A 13073-nucleotide genomic window follows, 5' to 3' on the forward strand; every position below is an offset into this window, starting at 1 on the left:
CAGGTCGGCTGATGATGCGTTCGGTGGGGGACCGGCTTGCGGGACAACCTCAAATAGCTACACGAGACACGCTTCAAAGATGCTAAATCTGCAGATCGTGCTAGAAACTAGGACTGGATGTTCCGGGGGAACCCTATTCGGTCATCCCAATTGCAACTAGACACTTGCCCGGACGGACTCTTCCTCCCGTCATGTAACCGGTTGAAGCCGCTATGCTCAAGCGTGACAAGAGCCCCCTCTGCCGGGACTTATTGATCAGCTAAGGGGGAGAGCTCTGATGAGTAAAGACGCGCGCCTTGACCTGCCTGCGGAATGGACAGGAAATTGGTGGCTTCCAGAGAACCCCGAACACCCCGTCCCAGGCGTATTGCGATACGAGCCCGAAGAAGGTCTCAGACTCTTGCTTATCGGTGGTTTCGAGGACCGAACTTTTCATCCCATTGATGGTGGTATGGACGAAGCGGATGAAACGTTTACCTGGCCGCTCCTCTTGGGCAGTGCTGATAATAAAGAAATCACGCTCCTCGACTGCCTCTCGGTGAGCAGCGAGTCCTACGGGCTGGGGGTCGGCGGCCTTCATAAGCAGACAGTCTCCGCACTGACCGCCCTTGTCGGAGTGCACTTGAAGAACGTCGACCAGGAGGTTTTCACTAAGTGTGAGGTATCGGTGGAGAACCTCAACCTATGGTCCGACTCATCGGTATTCACCAAGACGCTTGGAATAAAGGACGAAAAGCTCAACGGTGAAGGTTCGATCCACGTTAAACCCACAAATGAACCCTCGGTGGCAGTGAGCGGAACGATGATCAGCCTCGCACACGTCCATACACTGCCCCACTTCGACCACATGCGCGGCCAAACGCGCGGGCGGATGCGAGACACGGTCCACGTGAGGTTCGAGCCCACGAAGGCCTGCTCGCTGGCGGGCGCCCGCGAATATGCTCGCGCTATCCAAGACCTAGTGTCCTTAGCGACCCATACAGCCTGCGCAATTCTGTGGATTCAGCTGCGTATGCCTCCGAAAGACCGGGACTACTACCCGGAGGGATATCCGATTCGTGACCGCGAAGTCAAGGTGTACTTCCAGGGCACCGTTCGCGGGGACGCCGAAGCGAAAGCCCTGACTAGAAATGACGTTCTCTTCACGTGCCACGACCTCCCGTTCGAGGAGATCATGCCCAGATGGTGGGATATTCGCCAGAGATTCCAGCCGGCGTCGAATATGATCCTCGGCCTGCGCTACGCGCCGGCGCGATACGTGGAAGGGAACCTGTTGACCGCCACAGGTGCCGCGGAAGTATTACACCGTGCGCTAAGAATCGACGAGTCCCCAATCCCTAAGGAGGACTTTGGTCCTCTACGTGAAGTCCTCCTGGATCAGACTCCGGACAAGTACCGCTCTTGGGTCAAGGGAAAACTACGCAACGAACCTACACTGCGAGAGCGCCTGATTGCTCTCGCAGCTCTGCCGGACGAGGAAACGATGTCAACATTAGTCCCCGACATCGACCAGTGGGCCAAAGTGACAACACAGGCTCGTAACGACCTGGCCCACAATGGCCAGACACCCAAACAATCCATAGATCAGTTGCTAGCGAGCGTGAAAGTGACGAGCGCGGTCGTTATTTTTAACCTTCTCCAGGTACTAGGAGTCCCCGGAGAACGGCAACGCGAAGTCATCCATCGCAACAGCGAACTTCACCAGACAGCGATGCAAGCCCGAGTCCACCTGACCGTCTCCGAAAAATAGACACCGAACCCACTATCTAGCGAGCGGGAATGGTCATCGGCGAAGCTCAAGGACGTCAGGCACTCAAGAGCCTTGGCTGACAGTAGATACCTCGCGTCATTGGGATTACCCAACCCGGACTGCATAGGAGTGAGCTAAAACTTCTTTGCTCTATGACCAGACGATTAGCTCATCACCGTCCCGCAGGAGGTTCCACCTGCGGGTGGATGAAGAGAAAGACTCAGTCGTGTTTGGATGAAGCATGAATATCCAACAGATCCGACTCCTGCGTATCGCCGTCGTCATGCTTGCGCTTGGGTCGATCCTGGCCCAAGTTTTCATCACGCCGCACGTCGCGAGGTCCTTCGCGGAAGCATATCCTGAGGTCGCCTACCTGGAGCGCCCGTACACTATCGCCGTCATCGTTGCGATCGCCGGCTTTGAGCTGGCACTGCTGGCGGTCTGGCAAATTCTCTCGATTGTGAAGCGGGGAGCAGCGTTCACCGGGTCACCAATGCGTTGGGTCAATTTCATGACAACCTGCTTCCTCTTCACCGCAGCGACATTGATCGGGATCATCATGCACGCCACTTTCATTGCAAACATTGGTACCCCCGCTATGCTCTTCGGGCTTCTCGCCTCTATCGCTTTCGGAGCAAGCGCGCTTGTCTTGAGGACGGCAGTGAAGCGCGGACTCCTAACCCGGATATTCCAAGATGACCCTGAGCAAGGCATCCCTGGCCCGTAGACCGACGTGCTTCACACTTTGCGTACGTGTTAATTACGCTGGTGCCGTCAGAAAGGTTTCGCCTGTCCCGGTCAAGGTTCCCCAAACGGACACGGAATCACTGTGCAGCCACGAAAATGATGACAGACAGATTGTCAACGGCACCCTGTTGCAGGCCGCCGACCCCTTAGCGTGAATTTCCGTACCGTTCCTCCTCGGACCCCAGATCACGAGGCCGGTACCACCAAGATTCGGCGATCACCGTCCCCGGAACCGCAGATATCGCCTGCCACATAGTTTCCGAAGCAATCTGGCCAAGCCTGCCGCTACCCACCTTGCCCAGACAGATATCTGCCAGGGCCTCCTTGATCCTGTCTTTCGACACAACTGGCACGCCCAACTCTTCGCCCAGCAGATTACTCAAGGTGCTTTTGCCAGCCCCAGGAAGACCGTTTACCAAGATCAAAGATTCAGCCATGATCTATTGTTACCCTTCACGGAATGCCGTTCGTTCAGGGTTCCCCAGCGGACAAGCCGATATATCTCGCCGCCACGGTTACCGCGGGCTAGCCGATTACAGTTAAGTGGGTGAACCCACTGATCCCCTCCGGCGCCCAAGTCTTCGTTGATGAGTCGAAGTCGAAGGCTTACTACGTTGCCGCGTCAGTCATCGCACCGGCCGATGTCACGGCCGCCCGAAAAGCGATTGCGGCCTTGTGCAGGTCGGGGCAACGCCGGGTACATTTCAAAAGCGAGAGTGACAGTTCACGCAATGCCTTCCTGGCCGGAGCTATCGCGGCAGGGTTGCAGACCAGGCTCTATGTGGCGCGCAACATGGCCGATAAGCCCGCCCGGACGTTGTGTTTGGAACGCCTGCTCGACGACCTGGTCATAGCAGGAGCAAGGAAGCTGGTGCTGGAAAGTGATGAGTCCTTGGAGCAGTCTGACCGTCGAACGATTGCCCAGTATTTGCGGCTCTTCGATGAAGGTGGGGAACTTCGCTACATGCATTGCAAGTCGCATGAGGAGCCGCTGCTTTGGGTCAGTGATGCTGTCGCGTGGTGCCACCAACGTGGAGGCGACTGGATCCGGAAGGCTGCCCCACTGGTCCAGGAAATAGTCGATTGCAGCCGTTAAACAACGCGAGCCTGGCTCGTCATACCATCCGGAAGACTGCCAAGCTCACTTCGCAGGGCTACTGCCCCTTGCATAGCAAACTCTACCCGGTCTTATATTGATGTAACAACTCTTCCCTGACGTCCTCCGAAGGATTTTCGGGGAAGGACGTCAAAGCTAAGCCAAGGCGACGACCAGTAACTTTGTCTACCTGCGAGTTGACCGGGAAGTGTCGTTCCGCCTCGGTTTATTAGAAACAAGTGCGCCGTTGAGGGTTCCCCCTACGGACGGGCTTTGACTAGATTCCATCGACAAGCAGTCCAGTGGCTACCTGGCTCCACGCGCCCTTAGCGTACGATTTCTTCCGTTTTCTGCGGTGGCCCCGAGGGCAGGGGACCCGGATCGATATTGAGGTCTGGCGGGTACAGGCCCGGATTGGCCACACCCCCAGGACACCGTTGGTGACGTTTGAGTTGGTCCGTGGCCAGGACCGTGAAATATGGTCCATTCGGTCCATGGAGACCATCGCCGCCTGACGGGGGCGTTTCATCTTTGTCCCCTTGCCTGGCTCATTTCTAGTCCCGCTGCGAAGGCTGCGGCGTAAGTCTCGCGCCATCCGGTGCCGGCCTGTGCTGTCCTGGTGCCGCGTTCGGCCTGAACCTCGGCAAGGGCCTGTGCCCGGCGGGCGTTGAACGCGGCGCGCTCGGCGTCGTGTTGGATGCGCGCTGACTCTGATTTCTGGCTGGGGGAGCGGTAGAAAGTCCCGTCCGGGCGTATCCAGGGGCGCAAGCGGTGCTTGATCCAGGCACCGAGATTCCCCACCCCTGTTGCTCCGTCGTGGTGGTACCGGGCGTTGGTGGTGGGCCTGTTGTCCAGGGCGTGCAAAACGTCGTTGACCGTCCAGCCAGCCCGCAGGAACGGCCGAATCAAGGCTGCAACGTGGGCGGTGGAAATATCCCGCAGCGGGAAGAACCTGAATTGGCACTCAGCTGCGGCTTGACGCTCAGCGGCCCGCCGCCCATCCTTGTTCATGGCGGTTTGCGGTGTGGTTGGGGACCAGAACGGTTCTTTCCGAGAACGCATCAGGTCGTTCACCGCGAGACGCGCAGCGGCTCGCCTTGAAGAAGCTAGCGGCGAAGACGCTTCAATTTGAAGCTTTGAATCTTCCTCGCGCAGCGTGTGCGGGGGGTTGTTAACAGCCCTAATGGGCACCGGGGACCACGTTTTTTCCACAGGGTCGATAGCCACGCGTTCCAGCAGAACATAGATGGCCGCTTCATTCTCATTGCGGCCGCTGGATTTCGGGGTGAATTGGGCTGTGCGGCCCTTAGCCACGGTGCCCAATACACCCCACTCGTGGAGTCGTTTCATATAGCTGATCAGAGTGCTTTTGGGGTATCCGTAGCGCTCTTGGAGCCGTTCCCACAGGGGCATAATGGTCATGCTGCGGGGGTCGAAGCCAGGGCATTGCGCCAAGACCTGGGCGAACTGCCGGATGTTCTTTTTCAGATCTTTTCGGGCTAGCTGGTACTCGGGCAGTGCTTCGATGCCACGGAGCCAGCGAATGACGTGGCGTGCAGGGCGTGAGCCTGGGCAGACAGCAGCCCATACGGCCTCCTTGCCCCGTTCGCGTTCCTTACGCGCACGGCGCGGCCGACGCTGGCCCTTGTCACCCTTACGTCGTGGGCGGCTATCCTCGGCCGCCGCGTCTGCCATGGCCTGCGCCCTGGCATGGGTGTCCAGGTCGGCGCCAAGAGTGGCGACGTTCTCAACAGTCAGGTGCAGCCTTGTAGGGCCCTCAGTACTGACACGCCGATCATCGTTCGGTTGGGTTTCTGGCGCGCAAGGGTGGGTTGAGTGTAGACTCATGGACATAACAGAAGGACCCTCCTAGAGGGTGTGGAAGTCTGAGCCCTTCACCGAGTCGCCTGGTAGCTTATGCGGTGTAGAGCGTATATAACTTGATATGAACGAACCGAAGCCCCGCTTAGCGGGGCTTCTTCGTTTAACTGGCCTCTGCGATAGGCAAGGCCTCCTGGTGCATACCGTCAAGTTTGTTGGGGAGCCCGGCCGCGCGGTCGATCAGCGCGCCGACATACTCGCCGAAGGACATGTTGTACTGCTGCGTCGCCACCCAGGCTCGGTGATGTTGCTCTGGGAGCACGAGGCAGTTCAGTGGTGCCTTCCGCCCAATCGGCTTGGGTGCGCGGTATTCCTCCATGTAGACCACCCTAACCCCGGTTTGAGAGAACCTGTAGATATACAGAACGTGTCGCGGTGGCAGCGATCGCTCCGCCAGAGACCAAGTAAGCGACAGCCTACATACATGCTCCGCACATGCACAACTCAATGGTTGCGCACTGCCTGTACCCGCTAAGCGGCATCGGGTAGCATTTAGTGTCAGCTGTCCACCTGCTTTGTGTGGCGGTCCACACCACAAGCGGCCGACCTTGGCTGAAGGAGCTATATCGATGGCAAGCGGGGGCCGCAGCGTGTTCCTTACGCAACAACAGAAGAAAGAGCGACTAGCGGATCGCATGGGTATCTTGGTGGATATCTGGGAGTCCGACAACAACACTGCGCTCACTTACCCTCACGTCGAGGAAGCACTTTCCGCCCACGGGATCACCCTGTCGCGAACACGGTGGTCATACTTGATCAATGGCACGGGCAGCCTAGTGGTAGATCAAGAACTCCTAAGCGGCATCGCAGAGTTCGTTTTTGAAGTGCCGGCTACTTATCTGTGCGATCTCTACAGTGAGACGCCTCCCGAGGTAGAAGCCCGGATGGATTTCCTGGACCAGATGCGAAAGCTCAAAGTGAAGAACTTCGCCGCGAGAAACCTAGGAGCGACTTCGCCGGAAATTCTGAAGATGATCGCCAAGATTATTGATGAGTCGATGGGCAGTGACGGCTAGATGGTTCTCCCTCCGGTTGAGGAAAAGGTACGCGAGCTATGCGGAGATGGCACGACATCGATGACGGAAGTTGTCGAACGCCTGGTAATGATTTGTGAGAAGCCGATCAATCTGGTTGAGCATGAGGGGTCTTGGGGATCACTGACCGCGTTGAAGGTCGAGTTTGAGGACCGTATCAACGTCCTTTTCCCCCCGCAGAACTCATTGCAGTACAAGCTTCACTGTATATATCACGAGCTGGGGCACATCTATTTGGAAAGCTTAGATCTGGCCTTGCCCGAAATCTCTCAAGCGATCCTGAGAGAGACCGCAGATGCAATCAACGTTAGCTGCCGGCACATTGCCGATGATCCTGTGGAGCGTTGGGTGGAGGCTTTCGCATTCGGCATGTCTAAAAGGACCCGTCAGCGCAGCCCTTCCGACCCTGATCCTTTTCTCTGCTGAGCCATGAAGCAGATACTCTTCGCGCTACTGAGCGTCCTATGCATACTTCGCATCCCCGCCGTAGTGAAGGTGAATGAGGCGCGGGCGTCGTGGTTGGCGTCGGTGTTCGGTCTCGTTGCCCTCTACGTTCTGGGAACTGTCACGCCGCTGAAAGTCATTGACAGCTACCTCGGGAGCATCAACGTCACCAATCTGCTCCAAGCCATCTTCGCCCTGCTGGCGATCTTCTTCTTCAACGACAGCGTGCGGCAATCAGCTAACGTACCCAAGGTCCGTTGGACCTACTACACCCCATTGCTGAGCATTCCCGTCATGATTCTTAGCTTCGCCTTGATTCAGGACAAAGGTCCAACGGCCGCGGATTTCATCGTTACTCATATGGGACAGCTAGCGACGGCCACGTACAGCGGCGTGTACATGCTCGCGTTGTTGTTTACCGTGCTCCGGATTATCTACGTGCTTCGGCACAAGAAAAGAAGTCAGTACCTAACCTTCTCAGTGGGTCTGCTCGTGGTTGCAGTAGCGTGTGCTTGCCACATTGCGTTCGTGGTCCTGTTCCATTTCTCGTCCTGGCATGGGTTCGCCCAGGCCATCGGTTCGTGGTTTGACCGCTTGTTCTATGTAGGCCTCTCTGTGACGGCGGCGGGTTGGCTGATGCTTCTCCTGTCGAAGCAGCTCCCAAGGTTGCGCCTTTGGATGGCCGACACTCTCTGGCTTACTGCGATGAGGATGCGAGTTAATGCGGATCGCTCGCGATTCAACCCCGCATGGGATCTTTTCAATAAAACGCTCGAAGATGGCATTTACAAAAGCCTTATTGTTCTGCACAACTACGAGCGAGGGAACGCGATGACGTTTCCGGAACCTATTCAACTCAGGATCAGTGACATCGAATCAAAGCTAGATGCGCGCGTATCTAGCTTTGATCGGTAACCATCATCTTGCTGACCCAGCTCGTGAGTTCATCGGTGAAAGCACGAGGCGCAGCGTTCCACTCCTGGGAGTGGTTTGCCTCTGGTAACCGGATCAGCGTGACCGTGCGAGGATTTGCGCGTTGAAACGCCTCCGAGATCTCCCATGGAACTTCTTGGTCCGCGTTTGAGTGTAAGACCAGTGTCGGGACAGTTACCCGACGCGGTACGTCAACCCACTCAAGGGCATCGAAATTGATAGGCTCCTCCAGCCCGAGCATCTTTGCAAACAGGGGAGACTGCAACAGTCCCATGACAAGGCCGGCCCCGATCGCAGGCACCCCAGCTCGCGCCGCACCTGCTGTGATGGTTTTACGCCAGCTCGTGACGGGCCCCACCAAAACAATCCCTGCGATCTGGCCCCGGAATGCGCTGCGCTCCGCCGTCAGCAGGGCCATGGTGCCGCCCATCGACCAGCCGGAGAGGATGACTCGCCGGGCTCCATGAGCTACGGCGTAGGCTACGGCACTTTCCACGTCACGCCATTCAGTTTGCCCAAGGTGGCTCGACTCGGCCTGTGGAGGACTGACCTCGGGGTCGCTGCGAAATGAGGGCACCAAGGAAGTGAATCCCAAGGGTCTGAAAGCGTGGACATCTCGAAACATGATCGCGCGATCGGTCCAGCTGCCATGGATATGGATCACCCATACATCCGGAGTCTCCCCTTCGAATAGCCACGCCGGCGCCGTCCCGTACGAAGTGGGGACGTTCACTTCTTCGTATCGACGACTCACCGCAGAGGGTACGAAGAACACATCGGGGGTCCAATCGACCAGGGGCCCGAGACGTTTCGGTCCGGATTCAGATGGCTCGATCCGCCGCTCCACGCACTTTTGATCCTCATCAATCAGCGTGACCTCGCCGACTCTTGTGTAGCTCCCGGACGCAGGGTCGAAGACACCAAAGTCGCCCGGGGCTTTGGTGTAGTCGTCCAGATCGATGCGGATTCGTCGTCCGTCATCTGTCAGCTCGCCTCGGCGGTAGTCCTTTGGGCCCCGCTTAACGATCTTGCGGGCCATGACAACTGCGAACCCAGATAGTGCGGCGGCCGGCACGAGTAGTGCGAGAAAGGCCAGTCCGCGCTGTGTTGTCGACATTCAGTCTCACCTTCCGGTGGTGATCGGGGACGTGCGGGGGACCCCCATCATCGTAACGGCGATTCAGTTCCTGTTATACGAACAAGACGTGCCCACTACAAGCGTTGCACATGTTCACTACAGGCGTGTATCGTTCTGAATGAACCAGCCAACGTTCAATGAGTAAAACGAAGGTGAGTACGTTCAATGAGTGAGAATGTGAATTTCCCGGGCGCCCGGCGTGCGGGCGCGTATGTGGAGACGGAGGACGTCCCCGATGTGGTGCCGGCAGCCCCGGTCCAGGCAAGGGACGCTGCCGCTGTCGAGGACGAGGCGATTGTTGAGCCGAGCTGGGAACCGAGTGCGGAGGTTTCTGCAGCTGCTCCGACCGTGACCACGCATGAGAGCGAGGGCGCGGCTGTTCCCGCTTCACCGCGGGGAGGTGGTGCTATGTCCGTTCCGGCACCGGCGGAGGTTGAGGAGGATCATGAGCCGGTGGAGCCGGCTGTTGAGGGGCTGCGTGGTTTCCTGAATCGTGTGACGGCTGGTGTGTTCAAGCTTGGCCCGTCTGTGCGGGAGGGTGACACGCGGGCGTTGGTGGCGGCTCAGGAGGGTTTTGAGGCGTTGATCCGGCAGTCCGCGTGGACGCGCGGTGTCGGGGTCTTGGTCGCAAACAAGAAGGGCACGGCAGGGAAGACGCCGACTGCTATTTCTCTCGGTGGCGTGATTGCTGCCATTCGTGGAGGCTCGGTGGCCATTGGTGAGGCCGCGGATGATCGAGGGCAGCTGGCGTACCGGGCTGAGGGCGAGCCGCAGCTGGGGATGGGCGAGCTCGTGGCCAACATCGGCGCTGTGCGGACACAGGCGCAGTTGCGCGGGTACACGGTTACTCAGACGTCGTTCGCGTCCGTGATCGGGTCCACACCAAAGTGGCGGGCCCCACTGACCCGACAGAACGTGCTCGATGTCGCGGCGATCGTGGATGAGCATTTCACGGTCCGCGTGTGGGATACCGGCAACCAGTACAGTTCCGGGCCGTTCTCGGCCGCGGTCGATACGTCAGACGTGTTGGTGATCCCGACCATGAATTCGATGGATTCGGTGTTCGATGCTTTGGAGCTGTTGGAGTTCCTCAAGGCTCAGGGCGGGGACGCGGCCAGGTTGGCGGAGACGGCCATTGTCGTGCGGTTGTCTGACGGGCGGCCGGAGTTCAAGGCGGCCCGGGTGAAGAAGTACTTCATGGACCAGGGCATCACGGAGGACCGGATTTATTCGTTGCCGTTCGATGCCCATATTGCCGAGCGTGGGGCATTGACCTTGGACAAGCTCGCCCCGGCAACACGTCAGGCATTGACTGCGGTCGCGGCCGGTGTTGTGGCACAGCTGAACGTGAACGTGTTTGAGAAGGATCAGCAGCAGCAAATTGATGAAGGGGAGAAGCGATGAATGTGGTTCTTTTGACAGCGGTGAAGGCCTCGGTTGCGATGCAGGCGGGGGTTGAAGCGATGGGCGGGCCGCGGCCTATGATTGATAACCCGTTTCCAGGGGTCCCGAACTTCACGGTGTTCGGTGCGAGCTTCACTCAGTGGTGGCAGAAACTGTTCGCTGCGGCGTGGGCGCTCGGGATTGTGGTTGCAGGGTTCTACCTGATCGTTGGCCTGGTGGCGATGGCGAAGGCTGACGCGAACAATCCGCACGCCCACGCTGAGGGTAAGAAGAAGGCGGCGGGGGCAGGTGTCGGGTTGATCTCCCTGGCAGGGCTGGGTGTGATTCTGGGCGCGATCCTGTTCCTGGCCACGTGATGGTTTCCCGGAACGCGGAAGGCACAGCCCGGCGCGGTTTCCCGCGCTGGGCCTTCGTGGCGGTCATTGTCGTCCTGGTTTTGGCTGTCGTGGCCGGGGTGAGCATCTGGTACCAGACGCACCCACCAAAGACGGCTGCCGCCCCCTCACCGAGCACCTCGGCGGCCCCGGTGACCGCGGGTGCCGGTGATATTCCGAACGGGTGCCTGGCCGGCAGGGACACGTCCGCGGCGGCGCTGATTGCGGCACAGAAGAAAGCACCGCACACGGAAGCCGGCGCCGTCGGCCTCGCCGCTGCCTTCAGCCGCTGGTTTTTGCAATACCCCCGTCCGGTTGCTGCCGACGCTGAGAAGGCTGTTGAGCAGCTAAAGAGTCAGGGTGCAGACAAAAGCATCACCGACAAGCCGAATGAATTGGCCTCGTCTAAGCCCCTAGGTGGGTGGATTTCTGGTGGCCTGTCGTTCGCTGAGGGCCGCTACATCGTAGAGGACAGCTCTGCCGATCGTGTGAAAGTTACAGTCGGCGGCGCAGAGATAAAGAACGGGCTTCCAGTTCCAGATTCGAAGATATTGAGCACGTTCACTCTGGTCTGGGAGAGCGGCAATTGGCGGATCGCGTCTATCAGCGCTTCCCGGACTGTTGAGGATTTGTTTACTAATGGCGCGGCGTTAGCTGGGGGATGTTGAACATGTTTCATACATTGTTGGGGTTTGCGCCGGTTCCCGGCCCGAATCCTGAGCCTCCATCGGGAGGCGGTTCAGGATCAGGCTTAGTCGATGGGTTCGTTGGTTTCGTTAAGGGTGTCGTGAAGCCTGTGACGGACACTGTTGGTTCTGTTGTGGGGTTTGCTTCTGATCCTTTGGCGGCGATTTTTCAGGCGACGCGTGATGGTGCGCAGGGGTTGGCGAAGGATTTGTTGCCGGCGTTGTCGCATGCGACGGAACCGGATTTGAGTGCTGACTGGTTCATTAAGGCGTATGCGATCAGTTTTGCTTTGGCGATCGTGGTGTGGGGTTTTTTGTTGTTGTTCCAGTTCGTTTCGGTGGCGCGTGGATCGATGGCGGGGGAGCAGTTCCTTGATGTGGTGTTGGCTCGCTCGGCGGTCTTCTTCGGGGGTGTCTTGTTTGGGCCCTTGCTGGGGGTGATGCTGGTCAAGACGTTGGGTGCCTTGACGGATTCGTTGATCATCTGGGGTGTTGGTTCTTCCTCGGACCGGATGCTGACTTCGATGAATTCGATGCTCGCGGTGGATAAGGCCGCGATCCCTGGCGGGGTGATCGTGGGCATTTTGTTGATGGTTTGCATGATCCTGGGCCTGATCCTGGTGATGGTCATGCTCGTGGTCATGTTGGTGACTTTGTATTTTTCCGGCGTGATTTTTCCGCTGGGCATTGTCTGGTTCGCCTCGGCGAAGCATGGGTCCACGGCCCGGAAGATTCCGTTGTTGTGGTTCGGGATCCTGGCGTGTCATCCGTTGTTGTTCTTCCTTTTGGGCGTCTCGTACAACATGATTGCGTCCTCGAGTAATTGGATGCAGTGGTCCGATGGGTTGCGGACGTTGATGAACATCCTGACCTCGTTCATTGCCCTGGTGATTGCTGGTCTGGCTCCGTTGGTGTTGATGAAGTTCGCGCCGGTGATTCCGTCTGGTTCGGGTTTGCAGGCGGGCCCGTCGATGAGCGCCCCGCAGTCCAAGGAGTATGGGGCGAAGGATCTTTCTTCGGTGCGGAAGCAGAACCGGTCATCCGCCTCCGAGGATGGCGGTACTGGGTCCGGGGATGCCGGACAGGACGGGTCGGCGGAGCAGCCCTCCGCCGATCCGGAGAACGGTTCGTTGATGAAGAGGTTGCGGGACTTGAAGGGCCAGTCCGGGTCGGCTGACGCGGGTGCTGATGCGGCCGGGGTGGGAGCACCCGGCGGTGGTTCCGTGAAGTCTGGTGAGGTGGAGCCCGGTGCGGGTGCGAAGCCTGGTTTTGGTGCCGGGGCAGGCTCTGGTGCCGGTGCGGGTGCGAAGCCTGGTCTTGGTGCCGGGGCAGGTGCCGGTGCCGGTGCCGGTGCCGGTGCCGGTGCTGCCGGTGCTGCCGGTGCTGCAGAGGGTATGGCTGCCACTGGTGCGGCGGAGTCCTCGACCGGGGTGGGGGCTGTAATTGGCATTCCGACTATTTTGGCTGCTGGTGCCGTAGCGGTCGGGCAGAAGGCTGTTGAGGGTGGCAAGGCTGCGGCCCGGGCCGCTGAGGCCGGCGGGCAGTACGCCTCTGATGGCATGAGTGACGAGACAGGGCAGGGCTGA

At 58.8% G+C, this 13073-nt stretch carries 14 protein-coding genes; 10 read left to right on the top strand and 4 right to left on the bottom strand.

Features of this window, described 5'->3' with window-relative positions; genetic code table 11:
• Positions 1-277 precede the first annotated feature (277 nt).
• Complete coding sequence (locus IV498_RS10305; RefSeq protein ID WP_269046472.1) at positions 278-1750, top strand: HEPN domain-containing protein; 1473 nt, start codon at positions 278-280, stop codon at positions 1748-1750.
• 241 nt (positions 1751-1991) lie between these two features.
• Positions 1992-2477, top strand: coding sequence for a DUF2975 domain-containing protein (locus IV498_RS10310; RefSeq protein ID WP_196398105.1), 486 nt, complete (start codon positions 1992-1994; stop codon positions 2475-2477).
• Positions 2478-2643: 166 nt separating this feature from the next.
• On the opposite strand, the gene IV498_RS10315 is transcribed toward IV498_RS10310, so the two are convergent.
• Positions 2644-2934 (bottom strand): AAA family ATPase, encoded by a 291-nt coding sequence (locus IV498_RS10315; RefSeq protein ID WP_269046473.1) that lies wholly within the window; start codon positions 2932-2934, stop codon positions 2644-2646.
• Positions 2935-3044: 110 nt separating this feature from the next.
• Between IV498_RS10315 and IV498_RS10320 the strand changes: the two genes are divergently transcribed.
• On the top strand, positions 3045-3593 hold the full coding sequence (locus IV498_RS10320; RefSeq protein ID WP_269046474.1) for a DUF3800 domain-containing protein: 549 nt from the start codon (positions 3045-3047) through the stop codon (positions 3591-3593).
• A gap of 525 nt (positions 3594-4118) precedes the next feature.
• Here the strand turns inward: IV498_RS10320 and IV498_RS10325 are convergent.
• Positions 4119-5288, bottom strand: a complete 1170-nt coding sequence (locus IV498_RS10325) for a hypothetical protein (protein WP_269046475.1) — start codon at positions 5286-5288, stop codon at positions 4119-4121.
• A 289-nt stretch (positions 5289-5577) separates the two neighbouring features.
• Positions 5578-5736 (bottom strand): hypothetical protein, encoded by a 159-nt coding sequence (locus IV498_RS10330; RefSeq protein ID WP_269046476.1) that lies wholly within the window; start codon positions 5734-5736, stop codon positions 5578-5580.
• A gap of 307 nt (positions 5737-6043) precedes the next feature.
• Here IV498_RS10330 and IV498_RS10335 point away from each other — a divergent pair, with 307 nt between their 5' ends.
• From IV498_RS10335 to IV498_RS10345, 3 genes are read left to right on the top strand one after another with little or no spacing between them, the layout of a single operon-like run.
• Positions 6044-6490 carry a hypothetical protein gene (locus IV498_RS10335; RefSeq protein WP_269046477.1) on the top strand — a complete coding sequence of 149 codons (447 nt, stop codon included), beginning with the start codon at positions 6044-6046 and terminating at the stop codon, positions 6488-6490.
• A 60-nt stretch (positions 6491-6550) separates the two neighbouring features.
• Entirely contained in the window at positions 6551-6934 is a 384-nt protein-coding gene (locus IV498_RS10340; protein ID WP_269046478.1) for a hypothetical protein, read from the top strand.
• A gap of 3 nt (positions 6935-6937) precedes the next feature.
• On the top strand, positions 6938-7867 hold the full coding sequence (locus IV498_RS10345; RefSeq protein WP_269046479.1) for a hypothetical protein: 930 nt from the start codon (positions 6938-6940) through the stop codon (positions 7865-7867).
• On the opposite strand, the gene IV498_RS10350 is transcribed toward IV498_RS10345, so the two are convergent.
• The gene (locus IV498_RS10350; RefSeq protein WP_269046480.1) at positions 7851-9002 is read right to left on the bottom strand and encodes an alpha/beta hydrolase family protein; all 1152 of its coding nucleotides are present in this window, start codon (positions 9000-9002) and stop codon (positions 7851-7853) included. The two genes, IV498_RS10345 and IV498_RS10350, sit on opposite strands and share 17 nt — an antisense overlap.
• 186 nt (positions 9003-9188) lie before the next feature.
• On the opposite strand from IV498_RS10350, the gene IV498_RS10355 reads away from it, so the two are divergent.
• The 4 genes from IV498_RS10355 to IV498_RS10370 all read left to right on the top strand — a co-directional run bounded on the left by IV498_RS10355 (position 9189) and on the right by IV498_RS10370 (position 13073).
• Positions 9189-10427 carry a MinD/ParA family ATP-binding protein gene (locus IV498_RS10355; protein ID WP_269046481.1) on the top strand — a complete coding sequence of 413 codons (1239 nt, stop codon included), beginning with the start codon at positions 9189-9191 and terminating at the stop codon, positions 10425-10427.
• Entirely contained in the window at positions 10424-10783 is a 360-nt protein-coding gene (locus IV498_RS10360) for a hypothetical protein (RefSeq protein ID WP_269046482.1), read from the top strand. Before IV498_RS10355 ends, IV498_RS10360 begins: the two co-directional genes overlap by 4 nt.
• Positions 10784-10839: 56 nt before the next feature.
• Positions 10840-11469 carry a hypothetical protein gene (locus tag IV498_RS10365; RefSeq protein WP_269046483.1) on the top strand — a complete coding sequence of 210 codons (630 nt, stop codon included), beginning with the start codon at positions 10840-10842 and terminating at the stop codon, positions 11467-11469.
• A 263-nt stretch (positions 11470-11732) separates the two neighbouring features.
• Positions 11733-13073, top strand: a complete 1341-nt coding sequence (locus IV498_RS10370; RefSeq protein WP_269046484.1) for a hypothetical protein — start codon at positions 11733-11735, stop codon at positions 13071-13073.

Origin of the sequence: Paenarthrobacter sp. Z7-10 (assembly GCF_026932795.1) — a bacterium.
Lineage (GTDB): Bacteria > Actinomycetota > Actinomycetes > Actinomycetales > Micrococcaceae > Arthrobacter_M.

What these genes read in the sequence shown, in the direction of transcription:
- IV498_RS10305 (WP_269046472.1), top strand. Translation starts at nt 278, where the DNA reads ATGAGTAAAGACGCGCGCCTTGACCTGCCTGCGGAATGGACAGGAAAT.
- IV498_RS10310 (WP_196398105.1), top strand. Translation starts at nt 1,992, where the DNA reads ATGAATATCCAACAGATCCGACTCCTGCGTATCGCCGTCGTCATGCTT.
- IV498_RS10315 (WP_269046473.1), bottom strand. Translation starts at nt 2,934, where the DNA reads ATGGCTGAATCTTTGATCTTGGTAAACGGTCTTCCTGGGGCTGGCAAA.
- IV498_RS10325 (WP_269046475.1), bottom strand. Translation starts at nt 5,288, where the DNA reads ATGGCAGACGCGGCGGCCGAGGATAGCCGCCCACGACGTAAGGGTGAC.
- IV498_RS10335 (WP_269046477.1), top strand. Translation starts at nt 6,044, where the DNA reads ATGGCAAGCGGGGGCCGCAGCGTGTTCCTTACGCAACAACAGAAGAAA.
- IV498_RS10340 (WP_269046478.1), top strand. Translation starts at nt 6,551, where the DNA reads ATGACGGAAGTTGTCGAACGCCTGGTAATGATTTGTGAGAAGCCGATC.
- IV498_RS10345 (WP_269046479.1), top strand. Translation starts at nt 6,938, where the DNA reads ATGAAGCAGATACTCTTCGCGCTACTGAGCGTCCTATGCATACTTCGC.
- IV498_RS10350 (WP_269046480.1), bottom strand. Translation starts at nt 9,002, where the DNA reads ATGTCGACAACACAGCGCGGACTGGCCTTTCTCGCACTACTCGTGCCG.
- IV498_RS10355 (WP_269046481.1), top strand. Translation starts at nt 9,189, where the DNA reads ATGAGTGAGAATGTGAATTTCCCGGGCGCCCGGCGTGCGGGCGCGTAT.
- IV498_RS10360 (WP_269046482.1), top strand. Translation starts at nt 10,424, where the DNA reads ATGAATGTGGTTCTTTTGACAGCGGTGAAGGCCTCGGTTGCGATGCAG.